At 70.1% G+C, this 22,364-nt stretch carries 19 protein-coding genes and 1 pseudogene; 12 read left to right on the plus strand and 8 right to left on the minus strand.

Translation table 11 applies throughout. The annotated features are described in order from the left end of the window. Positions 1-7: 7 nt before the first annotated feature. From frc to ACFY1E_RS18640, 4 genes are all read left to right on the plus strand, one after another. Positions 8-1,240, plus strand: coding sequence for a formyl-CoA transferase (frc, locus tag ACFY1E_RS18625; protein ID WP_389077075.1), 1,233 nt, complete (start codon positions 8-10; stop codon positions 1,238-1,240). A gap of 4 nt (positions 1,241-1,244) precedes the next feature. After that, positions 1,245-3,446 (plus strand): acetate--CoA ligase family protein, encoded by a 2,202-nt coding sequence (locus tag ACFY1E_RS18630; RefSeq protein ID WP_389077806.1) that lies wholly within the window; start codon positions 1,245-1,247, stop codon positions 3,444-3,446. Between the two features lie 115 nt (positions 3,447-3,561). Then, on the plus strand, positions 3,562-4,950 hold the full coding sequence (locus tag ACFY1E_RS18635) for an OFA family MFS transporter (RefSeq protein ID WP_389077077.1): 1,389 nt from the start codon (positions 3,562-3,564) through the stop codon (positions 4,948-4,950). 2 nt (positions 4,951-4,952) lie between these two features. Further along, a complete protein-coding gene (locus ACFY1E_RS18640) occupies positions 4,953-6,344 on the plus strand; it encodes an OFA family MFS transporter (RefSeq protein WP_389077079.1) in 1,392 nt (463 codons plus the stop codon). Positions 6,345-6,419: 75 nt separating this feature from the next. Here ACFY1E_RS18640 and ACFY1E_RS18645 read toward each other — a convergent pair. Beyond that, positions 6,420-6,539 (minus strand): annotated as a pseudogene (locus ACFY1E_RS18645) (sugar phosphate isomerase/epimerase); the annotation flags it as partial. A 190-nt stretch (positions 6,540-6,729) separates the two neighbouring features. Between ACFY1E_RS18645 and ACFY1E_RS18650 the strand changes: the two are divergent. Next, positions 6,730-7,920, plus strand: a complete 1,191-nt coding sequence (locus ACFY1E_RS18650) for a low temperature requirement protein A (RefSeq protein WP_389077082.1) — start codon at positions 6,730-6,732, stop codon at positions 7,918-7,920. A gap of 16 nt (positions 7,921-7,936) precedes the next feature. On the opposite strand, the gene ACFY1E_RS18655 is transcribed toward ACFY1E_RS18650, so the two are convergent. The 4 genes from ACFY1E_RS18655 to ACFY1E_RS18670 form a co-directional block, all read right to left on the minus strand. Beyond that, a complete protein-coding gene (locus ACFY1E_RS18655; RefSeq protein ID WP_389077084.1) occupies positions 7,937-8,614 on the minus strand; it encodes a GntR family transcriptional regulator in 678 nt (225 codons plus the stop codon). A gap of 138 nt (positions 8,615-8,752) precedes the next feature. Further along, positions 8,753-9,691, minus strand: coding sequence for a beta-ketoacyl-ACP synthase III (locus ACFY1E_RS18660; protein ID WP_389077087.1), 939 nt, complete (start codon positions 9,689-9,691; stop codon positions 8,753-8,755). Positions 9,692-9,840: 149 nt separating this feature from the next. Next, positions 9,841-9,975: a hypothetical protein gene (locus ACFY1E_RS18665; RefSeq protein ID WP_266962832.1), complete on the minus strand. Its 135-nt coding sequence runs from the start codon at positions 9,973-9,975 to the stop codon at positions 9,841-9,843. Next, complete coding sequence (locus ACFY1E_RS18670; RefSeq protein WP_389077089.1) at positions 9,944-11,278, minus strand: OFA family MFS transporter; 1,335 nt, start codon at positions 11,276-11,278, stop codon at positions 9,944-9,946. The genes ACFY1E_RS18665 and ACFY1E_RS18670 overlap by 32 nt, the downstream gene beginning before the upstream one ends. A 235-nt stretch (positions 11,279-11,513) precedes the next feature. Between ACFY1E_RS18670 and ACFY1E_RS18675 the strand changes: the two genes are divergently transcribed. Genes ACFY1E_RS18675 through fdhD form a run of 5 tightly spaced genes read left to right on the plus strand, consistent with a single transcriptional unit; the run spans position 11,514 to position 17,963 of the window. Beyond that, positions 11,514-12,485, plus strand: a complete 972-nt coding sequence (locus ACFY1E_RS18675) for a 2-dehydropantoate 2-reductase (RefSeq protein ID WP_389077092.1) — start codon at positions 11,514-11,516, stop codon at positions 12,483-12,485. A gap of 10 nt (positions 12,486-12,495) precedes the next feature. Continuing rightward, a complete protein-coding gene (locus ACFY1E_RS18680) occupies positions 12,496-14,421 on the plus strand; it encodes a molybdopterin oxidoreductase family protein (protein ID WP_389077094.1) in 1,926 nt (641 codons plus the stop codon). Positions 14,422-14,425: 4 nt separating this feature from the next. Then, positions 14,426-16,249 (plus strand): NADH-ubiquinone oxidoreductase-F iron-sulfur binding region domain-containing protein, encoded by a 1,824-nt coding sequence (locus tag ACFY1E_RS18685; protein WP_389077096.1) that lies wholly within the window; start codon positions 14,426-14,428, stop codon positions 16,247-16,249. Continuing rightward, entirely contained in the window at positions 16,246-17,106 is an 861-nt protein-coding gene (locus ACFY1E_RS18690) for a 2Fe-2S iron-sulfur cluster-binding protein (protein WP_389077098.1), read from the plus strand. The genes ACFY1E_RS18685 and ACFY1E_RS18690 overlap by 4 nt, the downstream gene beginning before the upstream one ends. An 8-nt stretch (positions 17,107-17,114) precedes the next feature. Continuing rightward, entirely contained in the window at positions 17,115-17,963 is an 849-nt protein-coding gene (gene fdhD / locus ACFY1E_RS18695; RefSeq protein WP_389077100.1) for a formate dehydrogenase accessory sulfurtransferase FdhD, read from the plus strand. Between the two features lie 97 nt (positions 17,964-18,060). Here fdhD and ACFY1E_RS18700 read toward each other — a convergent pair whose 3' ends face one another. Next, complete coding sequence (locus tag ACFY1E_RS18700) at positions 18,061-18,588, minus strand: isochorismatase family protein (RefSeq protein ID WP_389077103.1); 528 nt, start codon at positions 18,586-18,588, stop codon at positions 18,061-18,063. A 19-nt stretch (positions 18,589-18,607) separates the two neighbouring features. Beyond that, positions 18,608-19,045 carry a MarR family winged helix-turn-helix transcriptional regulator gene (locus ACFY1E_RS18705; protein ID WP_389077105.1) on the minus strand — a complete coding sequence of 146 codons (438 nt, stop codon included), beginning with the start codon at positions 19,043-19,045 and terminating at the stop codon, positions 18,608-18,610. Between the two features lie 104 nt (positions 19,046-19,149). Here ACFY1E_RS18705 and ACFY1E_RS18710 point away from each other — a divergent pair, with 104 nt between their 5' ends. Next, a complete protein-coding gene (locus ACFY1E_RS18710; protein WP_389077108.1) occupies positions 19,150-20,067 on the plus strand; it encodes a zinc-binding alcohol dehydrogenase family protein in 918 nt (305 codons plus the stop codon). Between the two features lie 81 nt (positions 20,068-20,148). Beyond that, positions 20,149-21,360 (plus strand): DUF4185 domain-containing protein, encoded by a 1,212-nt coding sequence (locus ACFY1E_RS18715; RefSeq protein WP_389077111.1) that lies wholly within the window; start codon positions 20,149-20,151, stop codon positions 21,358-21,360. Here ACFY1E_RS18715 and ACFY1E_RS18720 read toward each other — a convergent pair. After that, positions 21,296-22,345: a bile acid:sodium symporter family protein gene (locus ACFY1E_RS18720; RefSeq protein WP_389077114.1), complete on the minus strand. Its 1,050-nt coding sequence runs from the start codon at positions 22,343-22,345 to the stop codon at positions 21,296-21,298. The two genes, ACFY1E_RS18715 and ACFY1E_RS18720, sit on opposite strands and share 65 nt — an antisense overlap. Between the last annotated feature and the right edge of the window lie 19 nt (positions 22,346-22,364).

The raw sequence follows: 22,364 nt of genomic DNA on the forward strand, positions 1-22,364 counted from the left end.
AACGCCCGTGACCCGCAAGGCACTTGAGGGCATCCGCGTCCTCGACATGACCCACGTCCAGTCCGGGCCCTCCGCCACCCAGCTGCTCGCCTGGCTCGGGGCGGACGTGGTCAAGCTGGAGGCGCCGACCGGTGACATCACGCGGGGGCAGCTGCGCGACCTCCCGGACGTCGACTCCCTCTACTTCACGATGCTCAACTGCAACAAGCGGAGCATCACCCTGAACACCAAGACCGAGCGCGGCAAGGAGATCCTCACCGAGCTGATCCGGCGCTCCGACGTCATGGTCGAGAACTTCGGACCGGGCGCGGTCGACCGTATGGGCTTCACCTGGGACCGCATCCAGGAGATCAATCCGCGGATCGTCTATGCCTCCATCAAGGGGTTCGGGGACGGCCCGTACACCAACTTCAAGGCGTACGAGGTCGTCGCGCAGGCCATGGGCGGGTCGATGTCGACCACCGGTTTCGAGGACGGGCCGCCGCTGGCGACGGGGGCCCAGATCGGGGACTCGGGGACGGGCGTCCACGCCGTGGCGGGGATACTCGCGGCGCTGTTCCAGCGGGAGCACACCGGGCGCGGTCAGCGGGTGAACGTGGCCATGCAGCATGCTGTGCTCAACCTCTGCCGGGTGAAGCTGCGCGATCAGCAGCGCCTGGCCCACGGCCCGCTCGCTGAATATCCCAACGACGACTTCGGCACGGAGGTTCCCCGGTCCGGAAACGCGTCCGGCGGCGGTCAGCCCGGCTGGGCGGTCAAGTGCGCGCCGGGCGGCCCCAACGACTACGTGTACGTCATCGTTCAGCCCGTCGGCTGGAAGCCGCTCAGCGAGCTCATCGGCCGGCCGGAGCTGGCCGATGACCCCGAGTGGGCGACTCCCCAGGCTCGGCTGCCCAAGCTCAACAAGATGTTCCAGCTGATCGAGGAGTGGTCCTCCACGCTTCCCAAGTGGGAGGTGCTGGAGCGGCTCAACGCCCACAACATCCCGTGCGGTCCGATCCTGTCCACCAAGGAGATCATCGAGGACGACTCGCTGATCGCCAACGAGATGGTCGTCACCGTCCCGCACCCCGAGCGCGGCGAGTTCACGACCGTGGGCAGCCCGCTGAAGCTCTCCGACTCCCCCGTCGAGGTGACCGGTTCACCCCTGCTCGGCGAGCACAACGAAGAGGTCTACATCGGCGAACTCGGCCTCGGCGACGAGGAACTGCGCCTGCTCAAGTCGAACGGAGTGATCTGACGTGATGGCCGAAGACCGGGAGCTGAGGGTGCGGTCGCTCCTCGACACTGTGCGGGCCGAGGGGCGCACCGCGCTCACCGCACCCGAGGGCAAGGTGATCGCCGACGCATACGGGATCGCCGTACCCGGCGAGGAACTGGCGACCGATGTCGAGGAGGCCGTCTCGTACGCCGCGCGCTTCGGCGGGCCCGTGGTGATGAAGATCGTCTCGCCGGACATCCTGCACAAGACCGACGCCGGCGGTGTGATCGTCGGCGTCGAGGGCGCCGCGGACGTCCGGGCCGCGTTCCACAAGATCATCGAGAACGCGCGCGCCTACGACGCGTCCGCGCGCATCGAGGGCGTGCAGGTGCAGGAACTGCTCCCGCGGGGGCAGGAGGTCATCGTCGGCGCGGTGACCGACCCGACGTTCGGGAAGGTCGTCGCCTTCGGGCTCGGCGGGGTGCTCGTCGAGGTCCTCAAGGACGTCACGTTCCGGCTGGCGCCGGTGAGCGCCGACGAGGCGCTGTCCATGCTGGACTCGATCCGCTCGGCGGAGATCCTGCACGGGGTGCGCGGGCAGGCGGGCGTGGACCGGTGGGCGATCGCCGAGCAGATCCGCCGGGTGTCCCAACTGGTCGCGGACTTCCCGGAGATCGCGGAGGTCGACCTCAACCCGGTGATCGCCACCCCGGAGGGCGCGGTCGCCGCGGACATCCGCGTCATCCTCGCCGAGTCGGTGCCTAAGCCTCGGCGCACGTACACGCGCGAGGAGATCCTCACGTCCATGCGCCGTCTGATGCAGCCCTCGTCGGTCGCCGTGATCGGTGCCTCGGGCGAGCAGGGCAAGATCGGCAATTCGGTGATGCGCAACCTCATCGACGGCGGCTTCGCCGGAGAGATCCATCCGGTGAACCCCAAGGCCGATGACATTCTGGGCCGCAAGGCGTACAAGAGTGTCACGGACGTTCCCGGTGAGGTGGATGTGGCGGTCTTCGCGATCCCCGCCAAGTTCGTGGCCTCGGCCCTGGAGGAGGTGGGCCGCAAGAAGATCCCGAACGCCGTGCTGATCCCCTCCGGGTTCGCGGAGACCGGCGAGCACGAGCTCCAGGAGGAGATCGTCGCGATCGCCGAACGGCACGGCGTGCGCCTCCTCGGGCCGAACATCTACGGCTACTACTCGACGTGGCAGGACCTGTGCGCCACGTTCTGCACGCCGTACGACGTCAAGGGCGGTGTCGCGCTGACCTCGCAGTCCGGTGGCATCGGGATGGCCATCCTGGGCTTCGCGCGCACCACGAAGACGGGTGTGTCGGCGATCGTGGGCCTGGGCAACAAGTCGGACCTGGACGAGGACGACCTGCTGACCTGGTTCGGCGAGGACCCGCACACCGAGAGCATCGCGATGCACCTGGAGGACCTCAAGGACGGCCGCGCCTTCGTGGAGGCCGCACGGGCGACCGTGCCGAAGAAGCCGGTCGTGGTGCTCAAGGCGGGCCGTACGGCGGCGGGCGCAAAGGCGGCCGGTTCGCACACCGGGGCGCTGGCGGGCGACGACGCCGTGTACGACGACATCCTCCGGCAGGCGGGTGTCATCAGGGCGCCCGGGCTGAACGACATGCTGGAGTACGCGCGCGCGTTGCCGGTGCTTCCCGCCCCCAAGGGCGACAACGTCGTGATCATCACCGGGGCCGGCGGCAGCGGTGTGCTGCTGTCCGACGCGGTGACCGACAACGGCCTGTCCCTGATGGAGATCCCGCCGGACCTGGACGAGGCCTTCCGTAAGTTCATCCCGCCCTTCGGGGCCGCGGGCAACCCGGTCGACATCACCGGGGGCGAGCCGCCGTCGACGTACGAGGCGACGATCCGGCTGGGTTTGCAGGACCCGCGCATCCACGCGCTCGTCCTCGGCTACTGGCACACCATCGTCACGCCCCCGATGGTCTTCGCGGAGCTCACCGCGCGCGTGGTGGCCGAATTCCGCGAACGCGGCATCGAGAAGCCCGTGGTGGCCTCCCTCGCGGGTGACGTCGAGGTCGAGGAGGCCTGCCAGTACCTCTACGAGCGAGGGGTCGTGGCCTACCCGTACACGACCGAGAAGCCGGTGGCCGTGCTCGGTGCGAAGTACCGGTGGGCGCGGGCGGCATCAAAGCTGCGGGCCGAAGGCCCGTCCGACAGGGCGGTGGCGGGAGACGGGCGGGATGTTGGGGGGCGGTTCATGAGGTGAGCGAAGCGCGGGGCCGGCCGACAGTGCGGTCGGCCGGCCCCGGGACCCGTGCGCACGCGAAAGGCATTGGACAGGGGGCGCTGGCCAGAGCTTTCGATGCAAGGGGTGCTGAGCGATGACAACCACCGACCACTCGACGTCCGTCCCCTACAGGGAGGTGACGGATCGCAACGGCCGCGTGTACCGGATCGGGGAGTCCGATACCGACGTCTTGGGCCGACCACGCAAGTGGATGGTCATCCTGCCCTGGGTGGGCATGATGGGCATCAGCTCCGCCGAGTACGCGTTCACATCAGCGGAGGACACGCTCCACGAGGCTCACCTGTGGAGCAGCGGACACATCTTCTGGCTGATGGGCGTCTGGGTGTTCTTCCAGGCCGCCGTGGCCTTCCCCGCCGGGCAGCTGCGGGAGAGCGGCAGGCTGCCCGCCCGTACGGCGATGATGATCGGCGCCGTCGGCACCTTGCTGGGCTATCTGTCGCTGGCGTTCGCGCCGAACGTGGCCGTCGCGTATGTCGGCTTCGGCATGTGCAGCGGCATCGGCGCCGGACTCGTCTACGCGACCTGCGTGAACATGGTCGGGAAGTGGTATCCGGAGCGCAAGGGCGGCAAAACGGGCTTCGTCAACGGCGGTTTCGCCTACGGGTCCGTGCCCTTCGTCTTCCTGTTCACCTCGTACATGGATCTGAGCAACTACCGGACCGTGCTCGCCTGTGTGGGCATCGTGCTGTGCCTGGTGGTGGCCGCGGCCGGCTGGTTCTTCAAGGATCCGCCGAAGAACTGGTGGCCCGCGCACGTCGACCCGCTGAGGATGACCGACGACCCGAAGATCCGCCGGGCGCTGGAGAAGAACCCGCCCGCCGTCAAGCAGTACATCCCCAAGGAGGCCGCCCGTACCCCCGTCCTGTGGATGATGTGGTTCTGTCTGCTGTGCACGGCCGGCATCAACATCTTCGGCATCGCCTTCCAGGTGCCGTTCGGCAAGGACATGGGGTTCGCGGGCGGGATCGTGGCCACCGCGATGTCCCTGAAGGCCGTCGTCAACGGCACCGGGCGCGGTGTCATCGGCTGGATCTCCGACCGCTACGGCCGCCGCAACACACTCATCATCATCTGCATCGTGCTCGGCACGGCGCAGTTCGGCGTGCTGGTCTCCGGCCAGACGGGCAGCATGCCGTTCTTCCTGTTCTGCTCCATGGTCTCCGGATTCGGCGGCGGGGCGATCTTCCCGCTGTTCGCCGCCATGACGGCGGACTACTTCGGCGAGAACAACAACGCCACCAACTACGGAATGGTCTACAGCTCGAAGCTGGTCTCCGGGCTCCTCGGCTCCGGCCTGGGCGCGGTCGTCGTCGGCGCGTGGGACTACCACGGCGCGTTCGTGCTGGCGGGTTCCGTCGGCCTGGCCTCCGCGGTGCTGGCACTCTTCCTGAAGTCCCCGGGCCGGCCGAAGGCCCGGCGCATCGTCCCCAACCCGCACCCGCTCGGCGAGGAGATGGCATAAGCATGACCGCAGACCCGCTCTCGGCCGATCCGACAGCCGCGAACCGTCCCTACCGTGAAGTGACCGACGCCCGTGGCCGCGTCTACCGCATCGGCGAGACCGACCGGGACATCCTCGGCCACTCCCGCAAGCTCATGGTGTACCTCCCGTGGATCGCCATGATGGCCATCAGCGTCTTCGAATACGCGTACGGCTCCGCGGAGGACACGCTGTCCCATGCGCACGGCTGGACGCAGTCCAACACCTTCTGGATCCTCAGCGTCTGGGTGTTCTTCCAGGCCGGCATCGCCTTCCCGGCGGGCTGGCTGCGCGAGAAGGGCATCCTGACGGCCCGCAAGGCCATGTACACCGGCTCCGGGATGTGCCTGGTCGGATTTCTCGCCCTGTCGCATCTGAGCAATGTGTGGCTGGCGATCCTGGGCTTCGGTGTCATCGGGGGGCTCGGTGCCGGCCTGGTCTACGCGACCTGCATCAACATGGTCGGCAAGTGGTTCCCCGAGCGCCGCGGCGCCCGTACCGGCTTCGTCAACGGCGGCTTCGCCTACGGGTCGCTGCCGTTCATCTTCATCTTCAACTACGCCTTCGACACCGGGAACTACCACCGCGTCCTGGACCTGATCGGCTGCTACATCATGATCGTGGTGTTCGGGTCTGCGTTCTTCTTCAAGGACCCGCCGAAGAACTGGTGGCCCGCGGACATCGACCCGCTGACCTTCTCCGGGGCCCGGAAGAGCGCGGACAGCCTCGCCAAGAACCCGCCCGCGACCAAGCAGTACACGCCCAAGGAGGCCATCAGGACGGGCATGCTGCCGCTGATGTGGATCTCCATCGTGATGACCGCCGGTGTGTCGATCTTCGGGATCTCCTTCCAGGTCGACTACGCCAAGGAGGTCGGCTTCGGCCCTCTGGTGGCGGCGTCCTCCATGGGTGTCATGGCGGTCATCAACGGCATCGGACGCGGCGTGGTGGGCTGGCTGTCCGACAAGTGGGGCCGCAAGTCGACCCTGGTGTTCGTCATCGTCGTCCTGGGCCTCGCCCAGTTCGGTGTGATCCTGGCGGGCGAGATGAAGAGCGAGTGGCTCTTCCTGTTCTTCGCCTTCCTCTCCGGCTTCGGCGGCGGCGCGTTCTACCCGATGTTCGCGGCGCTCACCCCGGACTACTTCGGTGAGAACTACAACGCCACCAACTACGGCCTGGTCTACAGCGGAAAGCTGGTCAGCGGCCTCTTCGGCGGCGGCCTCGGATCCATGGTGGTCGCGGCCTGGGGCTACAACGGGGCGTACGCGCTGGCCGGCGGCGTCTCGATGGTCGCAGCGGCGATCGCCCTGCTGCTGCGGCAGCCGGGGCGCAGCAGCTCGGATGCGCTGACTCCGCAGCCGCAGCCCGCAGGTTGACGGCACGTGCGCGTGAGGCGGCCCTCCCCGGGATTGCCGGGAGGGCCGCCTCATGGGTACGCGCCCATGTCTGCGTCAGCACTTCTCGCGCGGTGAGTGCAGGTAGACGCTGGAGCAGCGTGCGATGGTGAACGACTCGGTCGACTGGTCGTGTTCGGTCTGCCAGTGGTGGGCGAGGCGCTCACCGCGCAGCCGTAGTCGAGGGGTTCGAAAGGGCCCCCGTCGCCATGAGATTCACGTGACCGGTCCCGGGACGCCGATGCCGGCGCTGAGGAGGACAGATCGACCTGGTCACCGAGCTGCGCACGGGAGTTGGCCCTCCGTCGCGCAACACAAGTGCCCGCCGCCCCATACGATCTGGTCAGCATCGGTTCAGGGGGAACGCATGAGCACCGGGGAACACATGAACACCGCAGTGGAGGAGCCCGGCCGCCGGGTCACGTCGCTGGAACTCTTCTTCGACCTCGTCTTCGTCTTCACCCTCACCCAGCTCAGCGTCCTGCTCGCCGGTGACCTGACGTTCGCCACGGCGGGCCGTGTCGCGCTGATCTTCGTGGTGCTGTTCTGGATGTACGGCGCCTACGCCTACCTCACCAACCAGGTCCCGCCCGACCGCCCCTCCCGGCGGCTGCTGCTGATGCTGGGCATGGGCGCGTTCCTGGTGTGCGCGCTGGCGATCCCGCGCGTCTTCGACGACACCGGCGTGGTCTTCGGGCTCGGCTTCCTGGCCGTCGTGGTCGTGCACACCGCCCTCTACACCCGCAGCCACGGCCTGGACGCGATCTGGTACGGCGTCCCCAACTCGCTGGCGGCGCTGGCCGTCACGGCGGCGGGCTTCCTCGACGGGCTCGCGGCGGACGGGCTGTGGCTGCTCGCGCTGCTCCTGCAGTTCGTGACGCCGTTCCTGGCCGAGCACGGCCCCGGCCGGGCCGACGGGCGCTCGGCCGCGGCCGTACGCGTCCAGCTGGGCAGCCTGGACCCGGCGCACTTCGTGGAGCGGCACGGTCTGCTGCTGATCGTCGCGTTCGGCGAGTCCGTCATCGCGATCGGCACCGGGATCGGCGAACTGCCGCTCACCCCGGGCCTGTTCGGCGGGGCGTTCCTGTCGCTGGCGCTCGCGGTCGCGCTGTGGTGGACGTACTTCGTGAGGGACGAGGAGGCCGCCGAGGCCGCGTTCCGGAACACGCCGGCACCGAGTCGCTGGCGCCTGGCGATGAACGCGTACTACTACGCCTTCCTGCCGATGCTGCTCGGCATCGCCTACCTGGCCACGGGTGTGAAGAAGACCCTGGGCCACCTCACCGAACACCTGCACACCGGCCCCGCCCTGGCCCTCGCGGGGGGCGTGGCGCTCTTCCTCGCGGGGGACGCGGCCTTCCGGACGGTCCTGCGCCTGCGTCCCGTCCGCTTCCGGGCAACCGCCGCCCCGGTCCCCCTGGCCGCCGCACTGCTCGGCATCCATCTGTCCGCGGTCGCCGAACTCCTCGCCCTGGTGGGCGTGTTGGTGGTCATGCTGGCCGTGGAGGCACGCTCGTGCGCGGTGAGCGAGGAGCCTCGGGATCTCGTGCGAACCTGACCTTCCGTGGCCTCGGTCAGGACTTCGCCCGGCCGTGATACGACCGCCGGGTGTGCTCGGTGTGCTCCCTCATCAGCTGGGTGGCCCGCTGTTCGTCACGGTCGGAGATCGCGGCGATCAGTTCCCGGTGCTCGATCCAGGACTGTCGGCCGCGCTGCCGGGCGATGGGTGTGTAGTACCAGCGCACCCGACGGTCGACCTGGGCGGCGAGTTCGGCGAGGACCGCGTTGCCCGCCAGTTCCATGATCTTCGCGTGGAAGCGGGCGTTCATCGTGACGGCGCCGTCCACGTCGTCCGCGGCGACGGCCTTCTCGCCCTCCGCGCACAGCTCCTCCAGGACCGAGATGCCGGCGCTGCCCGCGTTGGCGGCGGCGAGCCGGGCCGCCTCGGCCTCCAGCAGCGTGCGGACGGTGAGGAGCTGGTCGGCCTCCTCCTCCGTGGGCTCGTGCACGAACGCGCCCTGGGCGGGCCGCAGATCGACCCACCCCTCGCTGTTCAGCCGCTGCAGCGCCTCCCGTACGGGCTGCCGGGACACCCCTAGGTGGCCTGCGAGTTCGCTCTCGACGAGGTGCTGGCCGGGCTGCAGGGCGCGCGTGGTGATCAGTTCGAGGAGCGCCTCGTAGACGCGGTCGCGCAGCGGGCCGGGCCGTTCGAGCTTGGGTACCGCACCCTGCGGCAGTCCTGTCGACAACATCGGTCGGTCCCCTCCTGAACAGCGCGGAGCAACTGCAGCCGGAAAGCCAGTATGGATTGTCTTTCGTCTACAGTCTACGGCGCACGAGGGGCAGGGGGACGGCGGGTCGGGTGCGTCACGCCGGACCGTACGCGCAGGTCACGGGCAGCGGACGACCTGTCCGGCGTACGACAGGTTCCCACCGAAGCCGAACAGCAACACCGGGTCCCCGGTCGAGACGGCGCCCTGCTCGACGAGCTTGGAGAAGGCGAGCGGGATGCTCGCGGCCGAGGTGTTCCCGGACTCGGCGACGTCCCGCGCGACGACGGCGTTGACGGCGCCGATCTTCTCGGCGAGGGGCTCGATGATGCGCAGGTTCGCCTGGTGCAGTACGACTCCGGCGAGGTCCTCGGGGGCGAGTCCGGCGCGCTCGCAGGCCTTGCGGGCGATGGGCGGAAGCTGGGTGGTGGCCCAGCGGTAGACGCTCTGCCCCTCCTGCGCGAACCGCGCGGGCGTGCCCTCGATGCGTACCGCATGCCCCATTTCGGGCACGGAGCCCCACAGCACGGGCCCGATGCCGGGCTCCTCCGCGGCCTCCACGACGGCGGCCCCCGCCCCGTCCCCGACGAGCACACAGGTGGTGCGGTCGCTCCAGTCGGTCACCTCGGACATCTTGTCGGCGCCGATGACCAGCGCACGCAGCGAGGCACCTGCCCGGACCGCGTGGTCGGCGGTGGCCAGGGCGTGGGTGAACCCGGCGCACACCACGTTGACGTCCATCGCGGCGGGCGAGGGGATGCCGAGCCGGGCGGCGACCCGGGCGGCCATGTTGGGCGAGCGGTCCACGGCGGTGGAGGTGGCGACCAGGACCAGGTCGATGTCACCGGGCGCGAGACCGGCCGCCGCGAGCGCCTTGGCGGCGGCGTGGGCGGCCAGCTCGTCGACCGGCTCGTCCGGTCCGGCGATGTGGCGTGTGCGGATGCCCACCCGGGACGTGATCCACTCGTCACTGGTGTCGACCAGGCCCGCCAGGTCCTCGTTGGTGAGCACCTTGGCGGGCTGGTAGTGGCCGACGGCGGCGATACGCGAGCCGTTCATTGGGTGGTCCCCCTCGTTGCCTTGGGTTGCGGGATCCACCAGTCTGATCAGTGACTCACGGGTACGAGGACAGCCAAGACGACAGGATTCGGGCGCCGGGGTTGTCGGCTTCTGTCAGGCCTTCGGACGCCCGAACACTTCCCGAACAGTCACCCGGTGAACAGCTTCGTCGCCTTCTGTACGAGCTCGTAGACCCCGTAGGCGAGCGGTGCCCCCACCCACAGCCAGGCGAAGGCGATCAGCGGGCGCCGGTCAGGCGGACTCTGACTGCTGTCGTTCGACATCGACGGTCTCCTCCCTCGGTGCGGGGATGTGGTGGCGGGCGTTGACGGGCCGGACGAGCTCGTTGGCGACGAAGCCGACGACGAGCAGCCCGATCATGATGATGAAGGAGAGGCCGTAGAGGGACGCGCCGCTCTTGCCGTCGGCCTTCTGGTGGTCGGCGATCCAGTTCACGATCAGCGGTCCGAGGACGCCGGCCGTGGACCAGGCGGTGAGCAGCCGCCCGTGGATGGCGCCGACCTGGTATGTGCCGAACAGATCCTTCAGATAGGCCGGGATGGTCGCGAAACCGCCGCCGTAGAAGGACAGGATCACCATCGCGCACAGGACGAACAGCGGCTTGGAGGAGTCGCCGAACAGCGCGATCAGCGCGTACATCAGCGCGCCGAAGCCGAGATAGACGCGGTAGATGTTCTTGCGTCCGATGAGGTCGGAGGTGGACGACCAGCCGATGCGGCCCGCCATGTTGGCGGCGGAGAGCAGCGCGACGAAGCCGGCCGAGGCCGAGACGGACACCGGGGTCGAGGTGTTCTTGAAGAAGTCCTGGATCATCGGGGCGGCCTTCTCCAGGATGCCGATGCCCGCGGTCACGTTCATGCAGAGCACGACCCACAGACACCAGAACTGCGGGGTGCGGATGGCCGTGCCCGCGGAGACCTGCGGCCCCTGGAAGGCGCTGGGCGCGCCCTCGACCGGCCGCTCGCTGCGCGGCACCCGCACCAGCAGCACACCGAGCGACATGAAGACGGCGTACGACAGCCCGTGCACGAGGAACGCGAGCGCGATCCCGGAACTGTCGGTGCCGAAGGACTCCAGCATCTGCGTGGACCACGGCGAGGCGATGAGCGCGCCGCCGCCGAAGCCCATGATCGCGATGCCGGTGGCCATGCCGGGCCGGTCGGGGAACCACTTGATCAGGGTGGAGACGGGCGAGATGTAACCGATGCCGAGGCCGATGCCGCCGACGAAGCCGTAGCCGAGGACGATCAGCCAGTACTGCTCGGTGGCCGCGCCCAGCGCGGAGATCAGGAAGCCGGACGAGAAGCAGACCAGAGCGACGGTCATCGCCCAGCGCGGCCCGTTGCGCTCCACCAGCGTGCCGCCGAAAGCGGCCGACAGACCGAGCATGACGATGGCGAGCTGGAAGGGCAGCGCGCTCTGCGTTCCACTGAGGCCGAGCGAGGACTCCAGTGGCGGCTTGAAGACGCTCCAGGCGTAGGCCTGGCCGATGGAGAGATGGACGGAGAGAGCGGCGGGGGGAACCAGCCAGCGGCTCCAGCCGGCCGGTGCGACAGGGGGACTCATGATCCCGAACGTACGGGAGTGGCAAGGGAGTTGAGAAGGCGGCGCGTCGACCGTATGCGATGAGCGGTATGCGGCGAGCGCCGAACGGTCGGACCGCCCGGTTTTCCCGACCGTGCGCGGACTCTTGTGGCACCCGTCACCATACTGTAGACAATATTCAGTCGACAGTGTTCGGCAGAGTTCGACTGTGCGGCCATCTCCGCGGTATCCCTCGACCGAACGGAGCTCCCTCGTCATGAAAGTCGCAGTTCTCGGCGCCGGTGCGATCGGCGCCTACGTCGGTGCCGCGCTCCACCGCGCCGGCGCCGACGTCCATCTCGTCGCCCGTGGACCGCACTTGGCGGCCATGAGGCAGCACGGAGTACGGGTGCTCAGCCCGCGCGGCGACTTCACCGCGCACGCCCACGCCACCGACGAACCGGGCGAGATCGGCCCGGTCGACTACGTCTTCCTGGGCCTGAAGGCCAACTCGTACGCGGCGTGCGGGCCGCTCATCGAGCCCCTTCTGCACGACACCACGGCGGTGATCGCCGCCCAGAACGGCATCCCCTGGTGGTACTTCCACCGGCACGGCGGCCCGCACGACGGCCACCGCATCCAGAGCGTGGACCCGGACGGCGCGGTCAGTGCGGTGCTCGCACCCGAACGGGCCGTCGGATGTGTCGTCTACGCGGCCACCGAGCTCGAAGGACCGGGTGTCGTACGGCACTTGGAAGGCACCCGGTTCTCCATCGGGGAGCCCGACCGCAGCGTGTCCAAGCGCTGTCTGGCCTTCAGCGAGGCCATGGTCGCCGGTGGCCTGAAGTGCCCGGTCGAGCCGGAACTGCGGGGCGACATCTGGGTCAAGCTGCTCGGCAACATCTCCTTCAACCCGATCAGCGCGCTGTCCCGCGCCACCATGCGGCAGATGTGTCTGCACGGCGGCACCCGCAAGGTCATCGAGACGATGATGGCCGAGACGCTCGCCGTGGCCGAGGCGCTCGGCTGCGAGGTCGGCGTCTCCATCGAACGCCGTCTGGCCGGCGCCGAACGCGTCGGCGACCACCGCACCTCCACGCTCCAGGACCTGGAGCGCGGCAAACCGCTCGAACTCGACGTCCTGCTCGCAGCCGTCGTCGAGTTGGCGGAGATCACCGGCGTCGAGGTGCCCACCCTGCGCACCGTGCACGCCATCTCGGACCTGCTCGCACTGAGGAGCGCCGCATGAGGAGTGTCGTATGAGGAAACGCGACCGGACCCCGAAGACCTACACCCGGCTCACCCACCCGCTGGTCCGCGACTCCCGTGCCGAGCCGTTCCGGCGAGCGAGCTGGGAGGAGGCCCTGGACCGGGCGGCCCGCGGCCTGGCACGCAACCGCGGCGCGTTCGGCATGTTCTCCTGCGCCCGCGCGACCAACGAGATGAACTACGTGGCACAGAAGTTCGCGCGGGTCGTCATGGGCACCAACAACGTCGACTCCTGCAACCGCACCTGTCACGCCCCCAGCGTGGCCGGTCTGAGCGCCGCGTTCGGCTCCGGCGGCGGCACCTCCTCCTACGAGGAGATCGAGCACACCGACGTCGTCGTGATGTGGGGCTCCAACGCCCGCTTCGCACACCCGATCTTCTTCCAGCACGTGCTGAAGGGCATCAGGAACGGCGCCCGGATGTACGCCGTCGACCCGCGCCGCACCTCGACCGCCGAGTGGGCGGAGAGCTGGCTCGGCCTCAACGTCGGCACCGACATCCCGATGGCGCACGCGATCGGCCGCGAGATCATCCACGCGGGCCTGGCCAACGAGGCGTTCATCGAGCGGGCGACGACCGGCTTCGAGGAGTACAAGGCGCTCGTCGAGCCGTGGACGCTGTCCCTCGCGGAGAAGGTCACGGGTGTACCGGCGCGTGCGACACGGGAGTTGGCGCACGCCTACGCCCGTGCCGAGCGCGCCCAGTTGTGCTGGACCTTGGGAATCACCGAGCACCACAACGGCACCGACAACGTCCGCGCGCTGATCAACCTCGCCCTGCTGACCGGCCAGGTCGGCCGCTACGGCGCCGGGCTGCAGCCCCTGCGCGGCCAGAACAACGTGCAGGGCGGCGGCGACATGGGCGCCATCCCCAACCGTCTGCCCGGCTTCCAGGACATCCTCGACCCGGACTCGCGCCTGAAGTTCGAGTCGGCCTGGGACACCGTCATCCAGCCGCACTACGGGCTGAACCTGACGGAGATGTTCGAGGCGATGGAGGAGGGCTCACTGAGGGCCGTCTACTGCATCGGCGAGAACCCCGCCCAGTCGGAGGCCGACAGCGAGCAGGCCGTGCGGCGGATGCGGCAGCTCGACTTCCTCGTCGTGCAGGACATCTTCCTGACAAAGACCGCCGAGCTGGCGGACGTCGTCCTGCCCGCCACCGCCGGCTGGGCGGAGACCGACGGCACGACCACCAACAGCGAGCGGCGGGTGCAGCGCGTGCGCCGGGCGGTCACCCCGCCCGGCGAGGCCCGTGAGGACATCGACATCATCTGCGAGCTGGCGGCACGCCTCGGCCACGACTGGAAGTACGCGGATGCCGAGGCGGTCTGGAACGAGCTGCGCTCCGTCTCCCCGGACCACTACGGGATGACGTACGAACGCCTGGAGGAACACCAGGGCATCCAGTGGCCGTGCCCGAGCACCGAGGATCTCGAACCGACGTATCTGCACGGCCGGTTGTGGGAGAAGGACCCGGCCCGGCGCGGAATGCCCGCGCCCTTCGGGATCGTCCAGCACGATCCGCCCGTCGACCTGACCGACGAGGAGTACCCGATCCGGCTGACGACCGGGCGGCGCCTGGACTCCTACAACACCGGTGTGCAGAGCGGCGGTTTCGCGTCCCCGCTCCGGCGCGGCGAGTACATCGAACTGTGCCCGGAGGACGCCGAGCGCTACGGGGTCGTGGTCGGCGAGGAGGTCCAGGTGTGCTCGCGACGGGGTTCCGTGGTCGCCCCCGTGTGGGTGGACACGGCGCTGCGGCCCGGGCTGGCCTTCATGACCATGCACTTTCCCGACGAGGTGGACACCAACCAGCTGACGATCGAGGCGAACTGCCCGATCGCGGGGACGGCGGAGTTCAAGGCGTCGGCTATCCGGATCGAGAAGCTCCCCGTCGCGACCATCGTGAGGTGACCTGGTGGATCTGCACTTCGGCGACAGCAAGCCCACGGACGACGAACGGGCCGCCGTGGACGCCCTGTTGGGCCCTCCGGAGTCCTCCTGGGAGGGCGCGGACCGCTCCGACGCCGACCTGAGGTGGGCCCGCGGCGGCCGCGCGGCCCGGGAGAGGCGCGACCTGCTGTTGCCGGGGCTGCACGCGATCAACGACCGCATCGGCTGGATCAGCGAGGGCGCCCTGGACTACCTGTGCCGGCGGCTGACCGTACCGCCTGCGGAGGCGTACGGCGTCGCCACCTTCTACGCCATGTTCTCCGTGAAGCCCCGCCCCGCCACCGTGCTCCACGTGTGCACGGATCTGGCCTGCGCGGCCGCCGGGGCGCCCGGGCTGTGCGCCGGGATCGAGGCGCGGCTGGGCCCGGGCAGCGGGGTGAGCGTCGAGCGCAGCCCCTGCCTCGGTCTGTGCGAGCGGGCCCCGGCGGCCCTCGCGGTCAAGGCGGGCGACCCGGTGCGTACGGCCGTGTCGGCGCCGGCGACGGTCGAGGCGGCCGTCCTCGCCGCTAGCGCGCCGGACTCGGCGCCGGAGGAACCGCCGGCGGCGACGGCGGTGCCCCAGGCCGGACAGGACGGCCTTGTCCTGCTGCGGCGGGTCGGCGTGGTGGACCCGGAAAGCCTTGACGACTACCGGGCCCACGGCGGCTACACCGCCCTGCGCCGGGCCTTCGAGCTCGGTCCCGCCGGGGTCATCCGCGAGGTCACCGACTCCGGCCTGGTCGGGCGCGGCGGCGCCGCCTTCCCCACCGGCCGCAAATGGCAGGCCACGGCGTCGCAGCCCGACCACCCCCACCACCTCGTCTGCAACGCCGACGAATCCGAGCCGGGCACCTTCAAGGACCGCGTGATCATGGAGGGCGACCCGTACGCGCTGGTCGAGGCCATGACCATCGCCGGGTACGCGACGGGCGCCCACCACGGCCACCTCTATCTGCGCGGCGAGTACCCGCGGGCGCTGCGCCGCCTGGAGCAGGCGATCGCACAGGCACGCGCGCGTGGCTTCCTGGGCGAGGACGTCCTCGGCCAGGGCTACGCCTTCGACATCGAGATCCGGCGCGGTGCGGGCGCCTACATCTGCGGCGAGGAGACCGCCCTGTTCAACTCCATCGAGGGCTACCGTGGCGAGCCGCGCTCGAAGCCGCCCTTCCCGGTGGAGAAGGGCCTGTTCGGCAAGCCCACGGTCGAGAACAACGTGGAGACGCTGGTCAACGTCCTGCCCATCCTGACCATGGGCGCCCCGGCCTACGCGGCCATCGGCACCGGGAGGTCCACCGGCCCGAAGCTGTTCTGCGTCTCGGGCAGCGTGGACCGGCCCGGCATCTACGAGCTGCCGTTCGGGGCGACGCTGGGCGACCTGCTCACCCTGGCCGGGGTGCGGGACCGGCTGCGGGCGGTGCTCCTCGGCGGCGCGGCGGGCGGCTTCGTACGGCCGGACGAACTGGACATCCCGCTCACCTTCGAAGGCACCCGCGAGGCGGGCACCACGTTGGGCTCGGGTGTCGTCATGGCCTTCGACGACACGGTTCCGCTGCCTCGGCTGCTGCTGCGCATCGCCGAGTTCTTCCGCGACGAGTCGTGCGGCCAGTGCGTGCCCTGCCGGGTCGGGACCGTGCGCCAGGAGGAGGCGCTGCACCGGATCGCCGAGCGCACGGGCGCGGCGGCCGCCGATGACATCGCGCTGCTCAGGGAGGTCGGCCGCGCGATGCGGGACGCCTCGATCTGCGGCCTGGGACAGACCGCGTGGAACGCCGTGGAATCCGCCATCGACCGTCTGGGGGCGTACGAATGACCGTGACACCGCTGGGGATCCCGCGCCGGCTGCTGGAGTTCACCATCGACGGGGAGCCGGTGCGCGCTCCCGAGGGCTCGACGATCCTCGACGCCTGCCGGGCAGCGGGGAAGGACATCCCGACCCTCTGCCAGAGGGACACACTGCGGCCCAGGAACGCGTGCCGCGTCTGCATGGTCGAGGTGGAGGGATCCAGGACCCTGGTCCCGGCCTGCTCCCGCAGGGCCGAGCCCGGCATGGAGGTCCGCACCGACACGGAACGGGCCCGCCACAGCCGCAGGATCGTTCTCGAGCTCCTTGCCTCCTCGGTCGACTTGTCGATGACTCCACAAGTCGCTGAATGGATCAAGGAGTACGAGGCGAAGCCGGACCGCTTCGGCCCGGACGCGGCCCGGCTGGGCGAGGAACCCAGGGTCGACAACGATCTGTACGTACGCGACTACGACAAGTGCATCCTCTGCTACAAGTGCGTGGACGCCTGCGGCGACCAGTGGCAGAACACCTTCGCCATCTCGGTCTCCGGCCGCGGCTTCGACGCCCGGATCGCCGTCGAGCACGACGCCCCGCTCACCGATTCCGCGTGCGTGTACTGCGGCAACTGCATCGAGGTGTGCCCTACCGGGGCACTGTCGTTCAAGTCGGAGTTCGACATGCGCGCGGCGGGTACCTGGAACGAATCGGCGCAGACGCAGACGACGACGGTGTGCGCGTACTGCGGAGTGGGCTGCAACCTCACTCTCCACGTGCAGGACAATGAAATCGTGAAGGTCACCTCACCGCACGACAACCCGGTGACCCACGGCAACCTCTGCATCAAGGGCCGCTTCGGCTACCAGCACGTACAGAACCGGGACTGAGACACGACATGGGACGAGTCACGGAACGACGCAAGGTGATCCGCATCCGGGACGGGGCGGTCTCGTCCCGCCCGGACACGCTCGTCGCCGAGGAACCGCTGGAGATCCGGCTGAACGGCAAGCCGCTCGCGATCACCATGCGCACCCCGGGCGACGACTTCGCGCTGGCGGCGGGCTTCCTGGTCAGCGAGGGCGTGCTCGCCGAGCAGGACGATCTGCAGAACATCGTGTACTGCGCGGGCGCCACGGTCGACGGCTCGAACACGTACAACGTGGTGGACGTGCGGACCGCGCCCTCAGTCGCGATCCCCGACATCACGCTCGAGCGGAACGTGTACACCACCTCGTCCTGCGGACTGTGCGGCAAGGCGAGCCTCGACGCGGTCCGTACGACGGCCCGCTGGCCGATCGCCGACACTCCCCCGGTCCGCGTCGAGCCCGAGCTGCTCGCGAGCCTCCCCGACCGGCTGCGCGCTGCCCAGCGGGTCTTCGACCGGACCGGGGGTCTGCATGCGGCGGCCCTGTTCACGGAGGCCGGAGAGCTGCTGGACATACGGGAGGACGTGGGCCGGCACAACGCGGTCGACAAGCTGGTGGGCCGCGCGCTGCAAAGCGGCGACCTGCCGCTGTCCCGCACGATCCTGCTGGTCTCGGGCCGTGCCTCCTTCGAGCTGGCGCAGAAGGCGGTCATGGCCGGGATCCCGGTCCTGGCGGCGGTCTCGGCACCCTCGTCCCTCGCCGTCGACCTGGCCGCGGAGACCGGCCTGACCCTCGTGGGCTTTCTGCGGGGCAGCTCCATGAACGTGTACGCGGGCGAGGACCGCATCGCTCTGCGGACCGCGGCCGCCCAGGGGTGACCGGCTCTCCGCGACACGGCGGCGGGGCCCCGGCCGGCGGGGAGCGCCCCCTGCGCCGCCGGGGTCCCGCCTCAGCTGCTCCCGCCGCCCTGTGGGCTCAGCCCGCCACGAACCGCACCTCGGCCGCCGTCACCACGGTCCCCAGCCGCGGGAAGTCCAGCCGCACGGACGCGTCGTGCTCGGCGGCCGTGAGCGCGGCCATGGCGTCCTCGACGAAGACCAGCTCGTAGCCGAGGTCTCCGGCGGCCCGGGCGGTGGACTCGACACCGAGGTTGGTGGCGATCCCGCCGAAGACGAGCGTGTTCACGCCCCGGTCGCGCAGCAGGTCGTCCAGCCCCGTGCCCTGGAAGCCGCCGATGGTCCGCTTCACGACCTCCAGGTCGCCCTCCTGGGCCAAGCCGGCCACCAGCCCGCTGCCGGGCGGCTGTTCGGCGGCACCTGGACGTTCGACCCTGACGAGGACGACGGTCGCGCCCACCGAGCGGAACGCGGTCGCCAACTCCTCGGCGGCGGACAGGACTTCGGTGCCCTTGCGGGGCTCCAGGGGCAGCGCGACGATCCGGTCCATCAGATCGACGAGGACGAGAGCGCTGCGCGCGGGATCGAGAGCGAGGGATACGGCCATGACGGAACGTTATCCGCCGTCAGCTCTCCGTACCGGAAATCCGGATCAACAGATCCATGAACTGGTCGCGTTCGGCCGCGGAGAGCGGTGCGAGCAGCTCGTCGTTGGCCGTGCGCGCCGCCCGCTCACAGCGCTTGAGCAGCCGCGCACCGGCCCCGGTGAGCGACACCGCGTTCTTACGGCGGTCCTTGGGATCCGGTTCGCGTACGACGAGGCCCGCGGACTGCAGGTCGTTGAGGACGCCGACCAGGTCCTTCGGATCGAGCTGCACGCCGCGTCCGAGGTCGGCCTGGGCGACGGGGCCGAGGTCGCGGACGGCGGAGAGCACCACGTGGTGCCACATCTTCAGCCCCTCCGCGGCCAGCGCCTCGGCCACCAGGGCCCGGCCGCGCGCGGCGGCACGGCCGAGCAACCAGCTGGGGAGGGAGCGGATCGCGGCAAGGGGCGCTTCGGACATGCGGACAGCCTAGCGAAAAGTCATTGGACTTCCCAATGAACATCGGACTATCGTTGGTACTCCCAATGAATCCGTCGGGAGTCCCGACGCCTCCTGGAGGTGTGATGCGCCGCGTCCGCTACGAGTCCACCGGCGGCCCGTTGTTGCTGGAGGAGGCCCCGGTCCCCGAGCCAGGACCCGGCGAACTCCTCGTCCGCTGCCAGGCCGTGGGTGTCACGCTCCCCGTCGTCCGCAAGGTCACCGAGGCCGCCGAGCCGATCCCGCTGGGCGGTGAGATCGCGGGTGAGGTGGTGGCCGTCGGCGAGGGAGTCGCCCGCTTCCGCACCGGCGACCGCGTGACCGGGCTGTGCTTCGGGCACGGTTACGCCGATTTCGCGCTCCTGCACGAGGCCATGGCCTCCCCCGTACCGGACAGCGCCTCAGCCGTCGACGCGGTCGCCCTGGTCCGCAGCGGCCTCGTCGCCCTCGGCGCCCTGACCGCCGCACACCCCGAGCCCGGCGAGACGGCGCTGGTCACGGCCGCCGCGAGCGGAGTCGGCCACCTGGCCGTGCAGTTGGCGAAGGCGCGGGGCGCGGCCCGGGTGGTGGGCGCCGTCTCGGATCCTGTGAAGGCGGACTTCGTGCGCTCCCTCGGCGCAGACGACGTCGTCGCGTACGGCGACGACAACTGGGGCGATCCCGTCGACTACGCATTGGATGCCGTCGGCGGCGAACTGCTCACCCCGGCCGTCGCCGCGCTCGCTCCGGGTGGACGGCTGGTGGCGTACAGCTCCGGCGGCGGGACGATCCAGGCGTACGACCTGCTCGTCGGCGCCAAGTCCGTGATCGGCTTCCAGATGGCACGGATCGCCCGCGGCGAGCCGGAGTTGTACGAGCGCTGGCGTCAGGAGCTGTGGCGACTGTTCGGGGCGGGCACGCTGAAGCCCGCCGTGCACGGGGAGTTCGCACTGGAGGACGCGGCGAAGGCGCACGCGGTGATCGAGTCGCGGAGCAATCTGGGCAAGGTGGTGCTGCGCCCGTGAATGCCGGATCGGACGGATCCCTGGACACGGTGCTGTGGCTGCCCATGGACCAGGTGCGCAACAGCCACTAACGTCCCGTGGGTGCCCGACGACGTACGAGCACGACAGCGGACGGGAACCGGCCTCGGCCTGCTGCTGGCCCTGGTTCTCGGGGCCGTGCTGCTCACCGCCCTCCCGGAGCACGGTCGACGGGAGGGCGGCACGTGTACACCGCACACGGTCTCCTCGTGGTCGGCCGACGACCGTCTCACACGTGAGTTCGCGCGGTACGGCGACGACGCGAACCGTACCGACGACTGGACCGGCGGCGACGGCACTCATTCGGTGCGGCTGCCGGACGGGCGGGTGCTGTGGCTGTTCTCGGACACCTACCTCGGCCAGGTGCACCGCCCGCCCAACCCGGTCGGCGAGTCGTACGCCTGGCGGGACACCTCGGCCCCGCTGGTGCGCAACTCGGCGGTGGTGATGGACGGCGGGGGTCGCCTGCAGAGCACGCTCCCCGCACCGCTGTTCCCCGACCCCGCCCAGAACCAGTGGCGGTGGCCGGTCGCGGCCCGGGTCGAGGCGCGCTCCCCCGGTTCCACGGAGAAGGTCGTCCGGGTGCTGTTGTGGGTGCGGGCGGCCGGGCAGTCCCCGTGGATCTACGGGGTGCCCACCGCGACCGAGGTCGCCACGCTCTCCCTGCCGGAGCTGCGGGTCGAGTCGGTGGTGAAGGTGCTCGACCAGAGCCTGGTGCCCGATCCGTCGCGTCGGATCCTGTTCGGTACGACGCTGGTGGAGAAGGGCGGTTGGACGTACGTCTTCGGCGGCGACGACGGGCAGGCCGCCTCCCGGCCGGCCTCGTCGGCGTATGTGGCGCGGGTGGCTGGGGGACGGCTCGGGGAGGCGGCCGCATGGCAGTACTGGGACGGTTCGGGGTGGGGGGTGAGACCGCGGCCGCTGAGCGGGGCGAAGGTGGGCAGCGCGTTCTCGGTGGTGCGGGTGGGCGGGGCGTACGTGCTGTTCACGATGGCCGCGGGGACGGCGGGGCTGACCACCGTGACCTCGTACTGGGCATGCTCCCCGGTCGGGCCGTGGCACGGCCCGACGAGGAACTTCAGCCCCTCGCTGCCGACGGCGGGCGTCGCCGCGTACAACCCGCAGGTGCATCCCGAGCTGAGCGGCGACGGGCGGCTGGTGCTGAGCTACGACGTCAACTGGCTGGAGACGAGCGGCGCTTCCGCGAGCATCAACGCGAACGTGACCCTGTACCGACCGCGGTTCGTGACGGTGCGGGTGACGCGCTCGCGGTGACCTCGGCGGCTTCCGCCCCGGGGTCGTGCGAGCGGCGCTTGGCGATCACCGCGCAGACCATCAGCTGCATCTGGTGGAAGAGCATCAGCGGCAGCACGGCCAGCGAGGCGTGGGCGCCGAACAGGACGCTCGCCATGGGGAGACCGGAGGCGAGGGACTTCTTGGAACCGGCGAACTGGATGGCGATGCGGTCCTCGCGGTCGAAGCGCAGGGCCTTGGCGCCGTACCAGGTCAGGGCGAGCATCACGGCGAGCAGGACGGCCTCCACGACCAGCAGGCCGCCCAGCCGCAGCGGGCTCACCTGGTGCCAGATGCCCTGGACCATGCCCTCGCTGAACGCGGTGTAGACGACGAGCAGGATGGAGCCTCGGTCGACCAGGCCGAGGACCTTCCTGTGCCGGGCGACGAAGCCGCCGATCCAGCGCCGCAGCAACTGCCCGGCGAGGAACGGCACCAGCAGCTGCAGCACGATCTGGACGAGCGAGTCGGCCGAGAACCCGCCGGCGCTGCTGCCCAGCAGGGCCGCCGCGAGGAGCGGGGTGATCACGATGCCGACGAGGGAGGAGAAGGAGCCCGCGCAGATCGCCGCCGGGACGTTTCCCCGGGCGATCGACGTGAAGGCGATCGACGACTGGATGGTCGAGGGGACGAGGGTGAGGAAGAGGAGGCCCTGGTAGAGCTGGTGGGTCAGGAGGACCGGGACGAGACCGCGGGCGGCCAGGCCCAGCAGCGGGAAGATCACGAACGTGCAGGCCAGGACCGTGCCGTGCAGCCGCCAGTGCTTGAGTCCGTCCAGCGCCTCTCGGGTGGAGAGCCGGGCGCCGTACAGGAAGAAGAGGAAGGCGATCGCAGCCGTGGAGGCACCCGAGGCCACCTCGGCGCCCGTCCCGCGCGCCGGGACCAGGGCCGCGAGGCCCACCGTCCCGAGCAGCAGCAGGATGTACGGGTCGATCGGTATCCAGCTCGGCCATTGCAGGCGTTTCACGGTGCTCCACTTGCTGTTG

The sequence above is a fragment of the Streptomyces sp. NPDC001604 genome (genome assembly GCF_042893475.1).
In the GTDB taxonomy this organism is placed as follows: domain Bacteria; phylum Actinomycetota; class Actinomycetes; order Streptomycetales; family Streptomycetaceae; genus Streptomyces.